The following is a 14090-nucleotide window of genomic DNA, read 5'->3' as shown; positions in this document are numbered from 1 at the left end:
TCTCATCCAGGGCTTGCGCCCTTTGTGTCATCGGCAGCCCTTGGGCTGGCGGATGGGTGTATTCGGTTTGCTGGTGTCGCAGTGGTCGCTCTCTCCGTGAGTACGCCCTGCAATCGGTTTTTGGATGACGGGAATGGCTGCTGGCCGGTTTCCCGTTGCTTCTGGCGAGCGATTATACAATACCAGAGTAAAATAGTCAGGTATTAAATCGGTTGTGTAGGGATTATACCTTAATCGGCCTTTGGGGCACTAAGGGGGCGTACAGATCGCCCCCTCGAGTTTAACGGCAGGTGTTTTCGGGAAAAATCTTGGTCAGATAGGTGAAGTCCAGTTTTTCCGGCACGTTCGCGGGTTTAGGAATTTTGACGATGTGGCCGCTGCCTGGTGCGCACTCCATGGCCTCGCCGTGGCGGTTTTCCATCGTGTTGGCAGAGAATCGCAGGTTGCCGGCCGGGGTGATGAGCTCCAGCTGGTCGCCGGGGGCGAATTTATTTTTTACGTCGATGGTGAGCCAACGGTCATCCGCGTCGGCAATGGTGCCTACCACCTGCTGGGTGCCGAGATACGAGGAGCCCTGTTCGTAGGTCTGGTATTCCTGGGGCACGTGCCGACGCAGGAAGCCTTCGGTGTAGCCGCGGTTCGAGAGGGCTTCGAGTTCGTCCATCATGTGCATGTCGAAGGGTTTGCCGGCGAGAGCGTCGTCGATGGCTTTCCGGTATACCTGGGTGGTGCGGGCTACATAGTAGGTGCTTTTGGTGCGACCTTCGATTTTCAGAGAGTGAACGCCCATCTTGACCAGTTCCGCTACGTGCTGGACGGCGCGCAGGTCTTTGGAGTTCATGATGTAGGTGCCGTGTTCGTCTTCGTAGGCCGGGATGAAGCCGCCGGGGCGATTGGGTTCTTCCAGCAGGATTTCTTTGGGCTCGCAGGTTTCCACCGCATCTGCAGAGGTGGCGATCAGATCGCCGGTCTGGTCATGGCTGTGCTGGACTTTTTTATAGTTCCAGCGGCAGGCGTTGGTGCAGGCGCCCTGGTTGGCGTCTCGATGGTTCATGTAGCCAGACAGCAAGCAGCGGCCGGAGTAGGCCATGCACAGGGCGCCGTGTACAAACACTTCCAGTTCCATCGCGGGGACTTTTTCGCGGATTTCGCGGATTTCCTCCAGGCCCAGTTCCCGGGACAGGATCACTCGGCTGATGCCCTGGCGGCGCCAGAATTCCACGGTGGCCCAGTTGACAGCGTTGGCCTGAACCGACAGGTGGATGGGCTGATCCGGCCATTTCTCCCTTACCAGCATGATGAGGCCGGGGTCAGACATGATCAGGGCGTCGGGTTTCTGTTCAATGACCGGCTCCAGGTCTCTCAGGTAGCTGCGCACTTTATTGTTATGGGGTGCAATGTTGGAGACCAGATAGAACTGTTTTCCCAGTTCGTGTGCTCGTTCAATGCCGGCGCCCAGGGCTGCAACGTCTTTGAAACTGTTGTTCCTTACTCTCAGCGAATATCTCGGCTGGCCGGCGTAGACGGCGTCTGCGCCATAGGCGAAGGCAGTTTCAAGGTGTTCGGGGGTGCCGGCGGGAGCAAGCAGTTCCGGGGTGGTCATGGTGTCTCCGGGTATCAACTGAAAAGCGGATGGATGCAGGTAGGGCATTCTGAAAGCGGGCATTGTGCCGCAAATAATCCACTGCGCCATTGATCTTGCTCAAAGGTCGTATTGATTGATTTCGGCTAACATGTGTACGCTGATGGAGTTGGCAGTTTGGGCCAGGACGATAGGCAGGAGGAACCAGCATGGCATCAGAGCCATTAAGGCCTGAAAATTCAAAGCGTTCGCTGAGTATGAGGGTCAGCAAGCTGATCCGGATTCAGTTGGAGCGAGGGAAAGTAGGTGTTGAGACGGTGGCCGGGCAGTTGAATATGAGCCGGTATACGTTGCACAAGAAGTTGCGCCAGGAGGGGCTGACGTTTGCGGCTCTGCTGGAGCAGGTTCGCCGGGAGCAGGCGATCACCTATATGAAAGATAAATCCAAGCCGCTGGTGGAAATTGCCGAGCAGCTCGGATTTTCGGAATTGAGCGCCTTCAGCCGGGCGTTCAAGCGCTGGATGGGAACGCCGCCGGCTGAATACCGCTCGCTTCGCTTGTCCTGATCAGACTTTCTTGAAGATCAGGGTGGCGTTGGTGCCGCCAAAGCCGAAGCTGTTGCTCATTACCAGGTTCAGATTCTGGTTGTCCATGCGTTCACGCACGATCGGGTAGCCTTCGGCGCCTTCGTCCAGGGTCTGGATGTTGGCGGACGGGGCAATAAAGCTCTCCCGCTGCATGATCAGGCTGTAAATGGCCTCATGTACGCCTGCGGCACCCAGTGCGTGGCCACACAGAGGTTTGGTGGAGCTCAGTGGCGGGATCTTGTCGCCAAAGGTTTCCTTGAGCGCTTTCAGTTCGGTTACATCACCTGCCGGCGTGCTGGTGCCGTGGGTGTTGATGTAGTTGATCTCGCCGTCGATGTTGGCCATGGCCTGCTTCATGCATCGAATGGCGCCTTCACCGCTGGGTGCAACCATGTCAGCGCCGTCGGAGGTGGCGCCAAAGCCGACCAGTTCCGCCAGGATGGTGGCACCGCGGGCTTCCGCGTGTTCCAGGGATTCCAGTATCAGCGTACCGCCGCCACCGGAAATCACGAAACCGTCACGGTCGGCGTCATAGGTGCGCGAGGCCTGTTCCGGCGTGTCGTTGTACTTGGTGGACAATGCGCCCATGGCGTCGAACATCAGGCTCAGGGTCCAGTGAATGTCTTCCCCGCCGCCGGCCAGCATTACGTCCTGGCGGCCGAGGGCGATCTGATCGGCGGCGTGGCCGATGCAGTGGGCGCTGGTGGCGCAGGCAGAAGTGATGCCGTAGTTGATGCCGGTAATGCCAAAGGCGGTTGTGATGGAAGCGTTGATGGCGCTACCCATGGTGCGGGGTACCCGGTACGGGCCCACCCGGCGAAGGCCTTTGTCGCGGTGAGTGTCGATGGCATCCAGCAGTTCGACGGTGGAAGCACCACCAGTACCAAATACGGCGCCGGTGGTGTTTGCACGCAGCTGTTCGTCGGTCAGGCCAGCCTGCTCAATGGCCTCTTTGGCGGCCAGGTAGCAGTAGCCGGCGGCCGGGCTCATAAAGCGCCAGATCTTGCGGTCGATCAGTTCTGACAGGTTCAGGTCGATCTTGCCGGCGACGTGGCTGCGCAGGCCGTTGTCCCGGGCTTCTTCGCTGAAGGCAATGCCAGAACGGGATTCGCGAAGTGACTGGGCCACTTCTTTCTGGTTGGTTCCAAGGCTGGAGACGATCCCCATGCCGGTAACTACAACGCGACGCATTGTGCTAACTCCTAAAAGTCATCAGTCGATGTGAACAGGCCGACCCGAAGGTCTTTGGCGGTGTAGATTTCCCGCCCGTCCACTTCCATACGGGCATCTGCGATGGCCATGGTCAGTTTGCGGCGAATCAACCGCTTGATATCCAGATAGTAGGTGACCTTTTTGTTTTCCGGCAAAACCTGTCCGAAAAACTTCACCTCTCCGGCCCCCAGGGCACGCCCCTTGCCTTCACCGCCACTCCAGGCCAGGAAGAAGCCAACCAGCTGCCACATGGCATCCAGGCCGAGGCAGCCGGGCATTACCGGGTCGCCCTCAAAATGCACTTTGAAAAACCAGAGATCCGGGTTGATATCCAGTTCCGCCACCAGGCTGCCTTTGCCATATTCGCCGTCATCGGCTCCGATGTGGGTAATACGGTCGACCATCAGCATTTCGTCGATGGGCAGGCGCATGGCGCCCGGGAACAGCTGGCCGTGGCCGCAGCGGATCAGGTCTTCTTTGTCAAAGTGATCAGGATACATGTTGCCTGTGTCTCTGTTGCAAAATGATTTCTTCTACTTTAGCGCCTGTTCTGGGAACGGCTATTGACCTTTAGTGGATGATTGCCGCCCAGAAGTTCCCCGGACCCGCAGCCAGAGCCGGTTGATGGTCATCAAGGCTAATTTTTGTCCGGTTTGATACTTTCGTCGAATCTGTGAAGTTCGCCATATTTGGGAGGGCCTATGTCTGCGGATGAGGAATTCATCGATGGACAAATCCGGTTCGAGGCGGGTCGGGTATTGGTACACCTGGAACGGTTGCTGGAACATCCTCCGGAGGCTGTCTGGAATATGCTGACCGATTCGGTGCATTTGGCCAACTGGTTGGCTGCCGGGTCTCTGGAGGCTCGTGAAGGTGGCCGGGTTCAGCTGGATTTTGGCAACAGTGGCATGCCAATCGACTGTACCATTACCGCCTGCCGGCCTCACCGGCTGTTGTCCTACTCCTGGAGTTCCGGCGATGCCCCCGAGCGGCCGCTGACCTGGGAATTGCTGCGGGAAGGAGTCTGTACCCGGCTTTGCCTGACGCTGTCGTTACCGGACGATGAGGTGGTGCCCATTGCCTGCGCCGGCTGGGATGCCCATCTGGAAATGCTGATGGCGGCACTGGAAGGTATCAGCATTCACTTTCCGGCTGCCCGGTTCCGTGCGGCTCGCTCCCATTTTGAAAAGCTGCTAAAAGAGAAGCTGGCGGCTTAAAGTTCTGTCGCTGAAAACAGAAAGGCCGGCTCGGTTACGCCCCGAGCCGGCCTTTTGTATCTGCAACCGGATCAGCCTTCGCGCCCGTCGGGCCGGGGGCTGGCCAGAATGCCAGTGTAACGTACGAGAAACAGGCCATAGGCCAGTATCCACAGCAGGGTGCTGGTGCCAATGCCGGGGTGCCAGGGAATCAGGTTCAAGGCAGTCAACACTCGAACAACCGCAGCCAGTTGTATGGCTACAAACGCGAGAACCATGCCCTTTGGCAGCACCAGAGGGCGGCCGGTGTGGCCCAGTGACACGCGAGCAATCACGCCCAGAATCAGGCAGCCGATGGCGCCGGTACCGGCGGCATGGCTCCAGGCATTGGTTGGCCATCCGGCCACCAAAGAGCCTGCCAGCAGGATCAGTGCAACCGGCACCCAGAGAATGGACAGGTGCAGAATCCAGAGCAAGGGATCTTTGCGCACCAGCCAGCCTTTCCAGTTATACAGGCGCACCAGCATCAACGATGCAGCAACCACAGCAATGACGGCGGTGACGGTTTGCCAGCCAGTCACCAGGGATGCCATCAGCAGGATCATGGAGAACAGTGCCGCCATATCCAGTGCCGGAATCATCTTGACTGCCTCGGCATTGCCGCCTCGTTGGCGAAGCCATCCGGCTGAGAACGCAGGGGTAATCCGGCCTCCGATGATGCTGATCAGCGCCATGGCCATGATCAGTGCTCCGTAGCTGAACGCCATATCCAGGCGGGTAACAAAGCCGATCTGCATCAGCCAGAGCAGTCCGAGGACCAGCAGAATCATCAGCTGCCGCTTCTGGCGGGCCTTCCACACTCGCCAGCCGGCATCGATCATCACCAGGGGCAGGAACGCCAGATTTACGCCCTGTACCAGCCAGTCCGGCAGGTTGCCGCCAAAGGCCAGCAACAGGCGACCGGCCAGCCAGACGCTCCAGAGACCTGCAAGCAGTGCACCGTGGGTTCGGTTGGTCTGGGTCCAGACGCACACGGCGGTGAGCAGAAAGCCTGCGATGGCTGCCGACAAAAATCCGAACAGCATTTCATGCTGGTGCCAGAACAGGGCGGGCAGGGCCAGTGGCAGTTGAACCACGCCGGTGACTTCCAGGACCCATACCGGGATGGCAACAATGGCCAGTACCGTCATGGACAGGAAAAAAATCCGGAAAGGATAGGAAAAGAGTTGGCTGAGGCTGGCAGACGCCCGTTCAGGGGAAGTCGGTATGGCCTGCATAGATGTCTCCCATATACATGTATTCTGAGTATATGTTAAACCTTCGCGCCTGTATTAACCATACCTGCTTGGGGGTAGTTTGCGTACAATGGCCGCAACCCGTTTGTTAACAAAGGAACTTCCATGACGTCGTACATGATCCTGAAGCACCTGCACATGACCACCGCCTACCTGACCATCACGCTGTTTGCCCTGCGGCTACTGCTTGATGCGGTCGGGCGACCAGGCTGGCGCCAGACGCCGCTACGGTTCATTCCCCACATCAATGACACCATCCTTCTGGTCGCGGCCATTGCACTGGTGTTTGTGGCCGGTTATGCCTCAGCCATGCCCGGTTGGCTGATCACCAAGATCGTGTTGTTGTTCGGTTACATCATTGCCGGGGTGTTTGCGCTGAAAACCACTGTGGGCAAGCCCGCACGCATTGTGGCGGCGGTACTTGCCCTGGTGCAGGTGACGGCTATTTTCCATCTGGCCATGGCCAAGCCATTCTGAATCAGCGTTTCTCGCTGACCTGCTTCGTCAGTTCCTGCAGCTGTTCCTGTACAGCCCGGAGCTGACGGGCAATCTCATCCCGCTCATCGTGGGCCTTCTGGGCCTGTTTGGCGTTCTGCTCCTCGCTCATTACCTCCAATATTGCCCCGATCATCATGTTCAGGAACACAAAGGCCGTCAGGAAGATAAAGGTCAGGTAGTACAACCAGCTCATGGGATAGTCTTCCATGGTGGCATACATCACGTCGGTCCAGTCCTCAAAGGTGGCAACCCGGAACAGCGTGAGCATGGCGATGGCGACATCGCCCCAGAGTGTTTCGTCAACGCTGGCGAAGAACATGGAGCCCATGGCAGCGTAGATGTAGAAGATGATGAACATCAGCAGGGCAATGTAGCCCATGCGTGGAATGGCTTTGAGCAACGAGTTGATCAGAAAGCGCAGCTCGGGCACCACTGATACCAGTCGAAGCACCCGGAATACCCGCAGTAGCCGGCCCAGCAACACCGCCTCGGAATTGTCCAGAGGGATCAGGCTGCCGATCACCACGATGGTGTCGAACAGGTTCCAGCCATCCATGAGAAAGCGGCGTTTGAGTGGGCAGGCGGCGAACCGGAACAGGATTTCCACCAGAAAGAACAGGGTGATGGCGTTGTCCATCACCGACAGGCTCTGTTCCACCAGAGGTGGCAGATCATAGGTTTTGGCGCCGATGGTCAGGGCAGACAGAATAATGATGGCGATAACAACAGTCTGGAACACCTTGCTCGATTCAATGCGCTTGAGCTGGGCAAAGCTGCTGGCGGGATTCATGTCCATGGACATCTCGACGGCTCCGGGAGAATTGAAACGCGGCAATTCTAAAGCTCCGGAGCCGGCGGTGGTAGGTCTGTGATCTGAGTTTAATCGACCAGGTGGAGGATTTGCTGCCACTCGGCATCGCTGACCGGCATGACCGAGAGTCGGCTGCCTCTGCGCACCAGAGGCAGTTCACTGAGCTCCGGCATGGCTTTGAGTGTATCCAGAGAGATCAATGCCGGCAGTTTCCGTTCAAACTGCAGGTCGACCGCTTGCCAGCGAGGATTTTCTGCAGTGCTTTTCGGGTCGTAGTAGGGAGACTCCGGGTTGAACTGGCTCGGGTCCGGGTAGGCGGACTTCACTACGCGAACAATACCGGCAATGCCTATGCGCTTGCAGCTGGAGTGATAGATAAAGACCAGATCTCCCACCTGCATCTTTGCCAGGAAGTTGCGGGCCTGGTAATTGCGCACACCATCCCAGGGAATAACACCCTCAGGCTGACGGGCAAAATCATCAATGCCGCATTCAGAGGGTTCGGTTTTAACCAGCCATTTTGCCACCAGCGGGACTCCACTCGATCATTGTCGGGCCAGTATACAAAAAAGCCCCGCAGGCGGGGCATAAAGCACGAAACGGTGGCCGGGGCATTTACCCGTGTTGGTCGGAGTTCCGCATGGCGGCATCTGCTACCGGATGACGGTTCATGGGATAGAACAACTGCGGGGAGGCCAGTTCCGGCAGATCGGTCTGCTCGGTCTGGGCCGCCCATTCCACCCGTTCCGCCTTGCGGATGGCGTAGTGCATCCAGGCCAGGGCTGCCGCCACAATGGCGAACATCAGCATGAAGCAGCTTTGCCAGATGCCGGTTATGTCGTTCAGCACGCCGAAGGTAAGCGGCAGAATGAAACCACCTATGCCCCCGATCATTCCTACCACGCCGCCGACGGCCCCCACATGCATCGGGTAGTACACCGGAATGTGTTTGTAGACGGCCGCCTTACCGAGCGACATGAAAAAACCGAGGATAAAGGTGAGCACCACGAACATGGGCAGGCTCATGGCCAGGGTGAAATGGATATCCCCTTCGATGCCATGTACCACATAGCGGGTTGGTGGATAGCTCAGCAGGAAGGTACAGACTGCTGAGGCAATAAACGTCCAGTACATCACTCGTCTGGCGCCGTAGCGGTCCGACAGCCAGCCCCCGAGGATGCGGAACAGGGAAGCGGGGATGGTATAGAGCGCGGCGATCATGCCGGCGGCCTTGATGTCCAGACCATAAACGCCGATCAGGTAATGGGGAAGCCAGAGGGCCAGGGCAACAAAGGCGCCGAACACAAAAAAATAGTACAGGGCAAAGCGCCACACCCGAAGCTCTCGGAGCGGCGCCATCTGTTCGGCAAACGATTTCTGTTCGGCGTTTCGGCGTTGTTCGGCCAGCGGGTCGGTTTTTGCCAGTAGCAGGAAGGCGATACCCATGATGGCCAGCACCGTTGCGTATATCTGCGCGGTTTTCTCCCAGCCGAAGGCTACCAGCAGAAACGGGGCGCCGAAGTTGGTCACGGCAGAACCGACGTTGCCGGCGCCGAAAATTCCCAGTGCTGTACCCTGTTTAGCCGGTTCAAACCAGGCCGCAGTATAGGCCACCCCGACAATGAAAGCGCCGCCGGCCAGGCCCACCCCGAGGGCCCCGACCAGCATCATGGCGTAGGTGGTGGCAAAGGTCAGCAGATACACGCAGGCCGCCGTGGTCAGCATCAGAACACCGAACACCCAGCGCCCGCCGTAACGGTCGGTCCAGATGCCCAGGAATAAACGACTGATGGAGCCGGTAAGAATCGGCGTGGCCATCAGCAATCCCAGCTGGGTGTCGGACAGCGCCAGCTCTTCACTGATGCGAATGCCGATGATGGAAAAGATGGTCCAGACGGCGAAACAAAGGGTGAAGGCAAAGGTAGAAAGGCCCAATGCCCGATATTGCTGAGCTTTTGCGGGCGTGCTCGTCATGGTCTCTCCTGGCCAGATAACTCTCCTCTGAAACCATACCAAAAAGCCGGATTTCTGGGCCGACGCATTAGAGGTACCTCCTGCTGGGTGCAAAGGGGGTAGGTCAATGGTCACTATCCCGGGAAAGGTGATATTCCGGGGCTTTCTCTGGTGGGGTACGCGAGTTCAGGCTTGATCAAGATCAATTATGGCAGCTGGGTGCTATGGGGTAATGCTGACTGATATCAACTCGAATGCCTCCGTTTTGGGGGGTGTGATACCGGGAGAACCCCATGAACATCATGATTGCCTACGACGGTTCCCGAAACGCGAAACTGGCGCTGGCCCAGACCATCACCATGTTTCGGCGGCTGGAGCCAAAAATCACGCTGGTTGCGGTGGCAGAAAACCCACGCGACATCACCTCCGGCAATGAAGACCTGTTTCAGGAAGAAGTTGGTGAGCTGAAACAGCACCTGCAGGAAGCGCTGGAACTGTGTGAAAGCGAGCAGGTAAGCGCTGAGACCCTGATGCTGGAGGGTGACGCCCGAAAGAGCCTGCTGTTTGCCGCAGAGAAGAAGGTACGGCCAGACATGCTGGTCATCGCTCGTCACAGTCATGAGCCTGACGGCGGCTTCATTGCCCGATCATTGACCTATTTCGTGGACGAACTGGATTACATGACGTTTGGCAGCGTCAGCTCCTTCCTGGCTCGCCGGATCCAGTGCCCACTTCTGATTCTGCCCAGCCGTTGATGGCCGGGATTACCTGTTTCCATTGTCTTAGCCCCGGGAGGCTGAAATGAAAGTCGCTGACGTATTCCGCGTCCGCAATCCTGAAATCAGGGCACTACACCTGACCTGGATTGCCTTCTTTATTACATTCTATGTCTGGTTCAACATGGCGCCACTGGCGTCCAGCATGCTCAAAAGCGTGGACTGGTTGACCAAGGACGACCTGCGCCTGTTTGCCATCTGTAACGTGGCGCTGACGATTCCTGCCCGCATCATCGTGGGTATGGCGCTGGACCGCTTCGGACCGCGGCGGGTATTTTCGGTGCTGATGGTGGTGATGGCCATACCGGCACTGGTGTTTGCTTTCGGTAACACCATGTCTCAGTTGCTGGTCAGTCGCCTGGTGCTGAGCTCCATCGGTGCCAGCTTTGTGGTTGGTATCCATATGACGGCCATGTGGTTCAAGCCGAAGGACATAGGCTTTGCAGAGGGCTTTTATGCGGGCTGGGGCAACTTTGGTTCTGCGGCGGCGGCCATGTCACTGCCGACCATTGCCATTACCATGTACGGCGGTGAAGACGGATGGCGCTGGGCCATCGCCCAGAGCGCCATCGTGATGGCGGCATACGGCGTCTACTACTGGTTCGCGATTACCGACGGCCCTGCTGGTACCGTGCATCGTAAACCCCGCAAGGCCGTGGCACTGGAAGTCAGCACCTGGGGTGATATGGTCAAGCTGATCCTGTGGACCATTCCTTTGGTCGGGGTATTGGCTATTCTGGTTTGGCGTATCCAGAACATGGGGTACCTGTCTGCCACCGGGGCCGCTATCTGTTACGCGGTAATCTTCGCCATTGTCTGCTATCAGATTATTCAGATCCTGCGGGTGAACGTCCCCATCCTTAAGAAAGGCGTGCCTGAGGACGACAAATACCCGTTCAACAGTGTGGCAGCCCTGAATAGCACCTACTTCGCCAACTTCGGCGCGGAACTCGCTGTGGTCTCCATGCTGCCAATGTTCTTCGAAGAGACCTGGAGTCTGAGTGCAACGGCAGCCGGGCTGATTGCGGCATCTTTCGCCTTCGTGAACCTGATGGCCCGTCCGATGGGCGGCCTGGTATCTGACCGCATGGGGAACCGCCGTTTCGTGATGCTCAGCTACATGTTCGGTATTGCGGTAGGATTCGGCCTTATGGGGCTACTGAATTCCAACTGGCCGTTGATTGTGGCAGTGGCGATCACTGTGTTCACGTCCTTCTTCGTACAGGGTGCAGAAGGCGCCACCTTTGGCATCATCCCCTCTATCAAGCGTCGCCTGACCGGCCAGATATCTGGTATGGCTGGTGCCTATGGCAACGTAGGTGCGGTGGTCTACCTGACCATCTTCACTTTTGTCACCCCGACCCAGTTCTTCTTCATCATCGCAGCTGGGGCCTTTGTCAGCTGGGTGCTGTGTATTATGTGGCTGAAGGAACCTGAGAGCGGTTTCTCCGAGGAATACCACGTTTCTTCTGTTGATCTGCAGATTGAAGAAGAGGAACGTCAGCGGTTGGCCAGCCAGACAGCACGGTAGAACCTTTCTTCCAAAAAGGAACTGTGACAACCCGCCGCGGAGCAATCCCGGCGGGTTTTTTGTATGCTCGGGGGCAAGTGGTTGCAGCAGGAGAGGGATCATGGGGTTCTGGGAACGCTGGCCCGGGCTGCTGGGGGCAGTGTCGGCGCTGGCTCTGTTACTCGGGTTCTGGCAGCTCCTGGGTGAAGGCGAAGATCTGGAAGCCCGTGACAGCAGGGGTAGAACTCCCCTGATTGTGGCGGCGGAAGAGGGCGAGACTGACCGGGTTGCCGAGCTGGTCGAGCGTGGGGCCCGGGTTGACGCAGGGGACGACTGCAAGTGGACGGCCATGATGAGGGCTGCCTCCCGTGGTCATACGGATATTCTTGCCTTCCTGCTGGATCATGGCGCGGATATAAACCATACGGAAAAAACCGGCTATACGGCTCTGATGGGGGCGGTGATTGCCAGCCGTCCGGAGGCTGTACGCCTGCTACTGACCAGAGGTGCCGATCCTGACATCCAGGAATACGAAAACGGGCAGACCGCGCTGATGATGGCTGTGCGCAACCGCAATCCGGAACTGGTTCGGTTGCTGCTCTCTGCCGGGGCAGATCCGGAGCTGGTTAATAAATCGGGCAAGAGCGCCAGGGATCTGGCGCTGGAGGCAAGTGCCGGGGAGGGGGAGCCCATGCAGCAGGTGCTCACTGCTCTGGGTTGTGAGCCCGAAGCCGCGGAGAAACGCTGATCATTGGTCGTTCCCTGCCGCCATAAAAAAGCCGGCCCTTGTGGGGCCGGCAAGCAGAGGTCTAACGCTTGGATTCTTGCTGTTACGGATTCTTGATGTAGGCGTTCTTGCGCAGGTAGAACCACCAGTTAACCACCAGACACACCGCATAGAACACTGCGAACCCGTACATGGCCACTTCCGGGGTGCCGGCCTGGATTTCCTGGCCCATCACCCGAGGAGCGATGAACGCGCCGTAGGCGGCGATTGCTGAGGTCCAGCCAAGTACCGGGCCCTTCTGCTGCTGGTTGAAGATGAAACCAATGCTGCGGAAGGTGGAGCCATTGCCAATACCGCTGGCGGCGAACATCACAATGAACAGGATCAGGAACAGGGCAAAGTAGCTGTTCGGATCAGTTGAGTTGTAGGCCAGCATCATCACGTAGCCGGTGGCGACCGAAGCGACAACCATCACCACCGAGATGATCTGGGTAACGATGGAACCGCCCATCTTGTCGGAAATCCAGCCTCCGACCGGACGAATCAGAGCGCCGACGAATGGTCCCATCCAGGCCCAGGTCAGAGCGCTGGGTGCATCCGGGTTGACTACACGGGTCATGGCGCCATCCGCTCCGACTTCCATCATGTTGCCGAAGATGACGCTGATGGACAGCGGCAGGGCGGCAGAAAAGCCGATGAAAGAACCGAAAGTCAGGATGTAAAGCACGGTCATGGACCAGGTGTGCTTGTTGCTGAAGATGGCAAACTGGTTCTTTATGTTGGGCTTGATGTCACCTGGGATCAGTCTGAGCAGCGCCACGGTCAGCACGATGGTGATGGGCAGGGCCAGCCACATATTCATGACTGACAGGGCCCAGACGCCGGCGATAGAGGTCAGCAGACCAACGCCATAGAGGCCAAGTATCTTGCCGAATGCTGATATTGGGCTGCCAGGATTGGGAGTCACCACCTTGAGGTTGTTCATGCCGAACCAGCCCGCGAAGGCCAGCGGAATCAGAAACACCAACCAGATGAAGCCTGCATTCTGGATCCAGGTGTCGGTGCCGGCCTCAATGCGCCCAATCAGAGTGCCACTTGGGCTTTGCAGCTGCATGGGGTCGCCGGCAAGGGCGCCGAACACTCCGACGGTCATCACCAGAGGGATCAGAATCTGCATGGTGGTCACGCCGAAGTTGCCCAGGCCGGCGTTCATGCCCAGCCCGTAACCCTGTTTACTCTTGGGATAAAACGCGCTTATGTTGCTCATGGAGCAGGCAAAGTTACCACCGCCAATACCGGACAGCAGTGCCAGCGCCTGGAACACGATGAACGGTGTGTCTGGATTCATCAGGGCGACGCCGGTGCCGAACGCCGGGATCATCAGCAATGCCGTGGTCAGAAAAACGGTGTTGCGGCCGCCGGCAATCTTGATCATGAACGACGCAGGAATTCGCAGGGTTGCACCGGACAAACCGGCAATAGCCGTTAGTGTGAACAGTTGTTCAACGGTGAAAGAAAAACCCAGGTTTTTCATCTGGGTAGTGATCATTCCCCACATCAGCCAGATGGCGAATCCCATCAGCAGGCTGGGTATAGAAATCCACAGGTTGCGGGAGGCGACTTTCTTGCCCTCCCGCTCCCAGAACTCCTCACTTTCGACATCCCAGTGTTCAATGTCGGCGTTGGTTTTTGCCATGGTTAAGCTCCTCGTTTCTTAGACCCGGAGCCACCGGAATCAGTGGCTGTCACGGCGTTGGAGTCATTTTGCAAACGAGGTGGGTATTTCATTCCTGATAAATATCAAGGAAGGTTGTCGGCAAGGTGATCTACCAATCCGGCTTTCTTTTCGAAAGGCGCGGCCTGCTTTAAAGGCCTTTTAAAACATAAGGTTATGTTGGTGGTATGCCGTAGGTAGTAGTTGCTTTTCGAGTTGGCGCAGTAGA

14 protein-coding genes are annotated in these 14090 nt (G+C 57.6%); 6 read left to right on the top strand and 8 right to left on the bottom strand.

Going from position 1 to position 14090, the window contains the following annotated elements; genetic code table 11:
* Positions 1–280 precede the first annotated feature (280 nt).
* The gene (gene trhP / locus MARHY_RS14745) at positions 281–1603 is read right to left on the bottom strand and encodes a prephenate-dependent tRNA uridine(34) hydroxylase TrhP (RefSeq protein WP_014422510.1); all 1323 of its coding nucleotides are present in this window, start codon (positions 1601–1603) and stop codon (positions 281–283) included.
* Between the two features lie 188 nt (positions 1604–1791).
* On the opposite strand from trhP, the gene MARHY_RS14740 reads away from it, so the two are divergent.
* A complete protein-coding gene (locus MARHY_RS14740) occupies positions 1792–2148 on the top strand; it encodes a helix-turn-helix domain-containing protein (protein ID WP_023008621.1) in 357 nt (118 codons plus the stop codon).
* On the opposite strand, the gene fabB is transcribed toward MARHY_RS14740, so the two are convergent.
* Together fabB and fabA are read right to left on the bottom strand one after the other, a co-directional pair.
* On the bottom strand, positions 2149–3360 hold the full coding sequence (gene fabB, locus MARHY_RS14735) for a beta-ketoacyl-ACP synthase I (protein ID WP_014422508.1): 1212 nt from the start codon (positions 3358–3360) through the stop codon (positions 2149–2151).
* 11 nt (positions 3361–3371) lie between these two features.
* A complete protein-coding gene (gene fabA, locus MARHY_RS14730; RefSeq protein ID WP_011786589.1) occupies positions 3372–3881 on the bottom strand; it encodes a bifunctional 3-hydroxydecanoyl-ACP dehydratase/trans-2-decenoyl-ACP isomerase in 510 nt (169 codons plus the stop codon).
* A gap of 201 nt (positions 3882–4082) precedes the next feature.
* Between fabA and MARHY_RS14725 the strand changes: the two genes are divergently transcribed.
* Positions 4083–4598 (top strand): SRPBCC family protein, encoded by a 516-nt coding sequence (locus tag MARHY_RS14725; RefSeq protein WP_023008620.1) that lies wholly within the window; start codon positions 4083–4085, stop codon positions 4596–4598.
* Between the two features lie 71 nt (positions 4599–4669).
* On the opposite strand, the gene MARHY_RS14720 is transcribed toward MARHY_RS14725, so the two are convergent.
* Entirely contained in the window at positions 4670–5854 is a 1185-nt protein-coding gene (locus MARHY_RS14720) for an NnrS family protein (RefSeq protein ID WP_014422506.1), read from the bottom strand.
* A gap of 123 nt (positions 5855–5977) precedes the next feature.
* Here MARHY_RS14720 and MARHY_RS14715 point away from each other — a divergent pair, with 123 nt between their 5' ends.
* Positions 5978–6349, top strand: a complete 372-nt coding sequence (locus MARHY_RS14715) for a SirB2 family protein (RefSeq protein WP_014422505.1) — start codon at positions 5978–5980, stop codon at positions 6347–6349.
* Position 6350: 1 nt separating this feature from the next.
* Here the strand turns inward: MARHY_RS14715 and MARHY_RS14710 are convergent, their stop codons facing one another.
* The 3 genes from MARHY_RS14710 to MARHY_RS14700 all read right to left on the bottom strand — a co-directional run bounded on the left by MARHY_RS14710 (position 6351) and on the right by MARHY_RS14700 (position 9155).
* Positions 6351–7172: an ion transporter gene (locus MARHY_RS14710; protein ID WP_014422504.1), complete on the bottom strand. Its 822-nt coding sequence runs from the start codon at positions 7170–7172 to the stop codon at positions 6351–6353.
* 77 nt (positions 7173–7249) lie between these two features.
* Complete coding sequence (locus MARHY_RS14705; RefSeq protein ID WP_014422503.1) at positions 7250–7708, bottom strand: EVE domain-containing protein; 459 nt, start codon at positions 7706–7708, stop codon at positions 7250–7252.
* Between the two features lie 88 nt (positions 7709–7796).
* On the bottom strand, positions 7797–9155 hold the full coding sequence (locus MARHY_RS14700; protein WP_041655043.1) for an MFS transporter: 1359 nt from the start codon (positions 9153–9155) through the stop codon (positions 7797–7799).
* A gap of 272 nt (positions 9156–9427) precedes the next feature.
* Here MARHY_RS14700 and MARHY_RS14695 point away from each other — a divergent pair, with 272 nt between their 5' ends.
* The 3 genes from MARHY_RS14695 (at position 9428) to MARHY_RS14685 (ending at position 12168) form a co-directional block, all read left to right on the top strand.
* Complete coding sequence (locus MARHY_RS14695; RefSeq protein WP_014422501.1) at positions 9428–9889, top strand: universal stress protein; 462 nt, start codon at positions 9428–9430, stop codon at positions 9887–9889.
* Between the two features lie 46 nt (positions 9890–9935).
* On the top strand, positions 9936–11441 hold the full coding sequence (locus MARHY_RS14690; RefSeq protein WP_014422500.1) for an MFS transporter: 1506 nt from the start codon (positions 9936–9938) through the stop codon (positions 11439–11441).
* A 100-nt stretch (positions 11442–11541) separates the two neighbouring features.
* Positions 11542–12168, top strand: a complete 627-nt coding sequence (locus MARHY_RS14685; RefSeq protein ID WP_014422499.1) for an ankyrin repeat domain-containing protein — start codon at positions 11542–11544, stop codon at positions 12166–12168.
* Between the two features lie 82 nt (positions 12169–12250).
* Here MARHY_RS14685 and MARHY_RS14680 read toward each other — a convergent pair whose 3' ends face one another.
* Positions 12251–13843, bottom strand: a complete 1593-nt coding sequence (locus MARHY_RS14680) for an MFS transporter (protein WP_011786579.1) — start codon at positions 13841–13843, stop codon at positions 12251–12253.
* Between the last annotated feature and the right edge of the window lie 247 nt (positions 13844–14090).

Origin of the sequence: Marinobacter nauticus ATCC 49840, assembly GCF_000284615.1 — a bacterium.
In the GTDB taxonomy this organism is placed as follows: Bacteria; Pseudomonadota; Gammaproteobacteria; order Pseudomonadales; family Oleiphilaceae; genus Marinobacter; species Marinobacter nauticus.
This window is presented reverse-complemented; position numbering and strand designations above follow the sequence as displayed.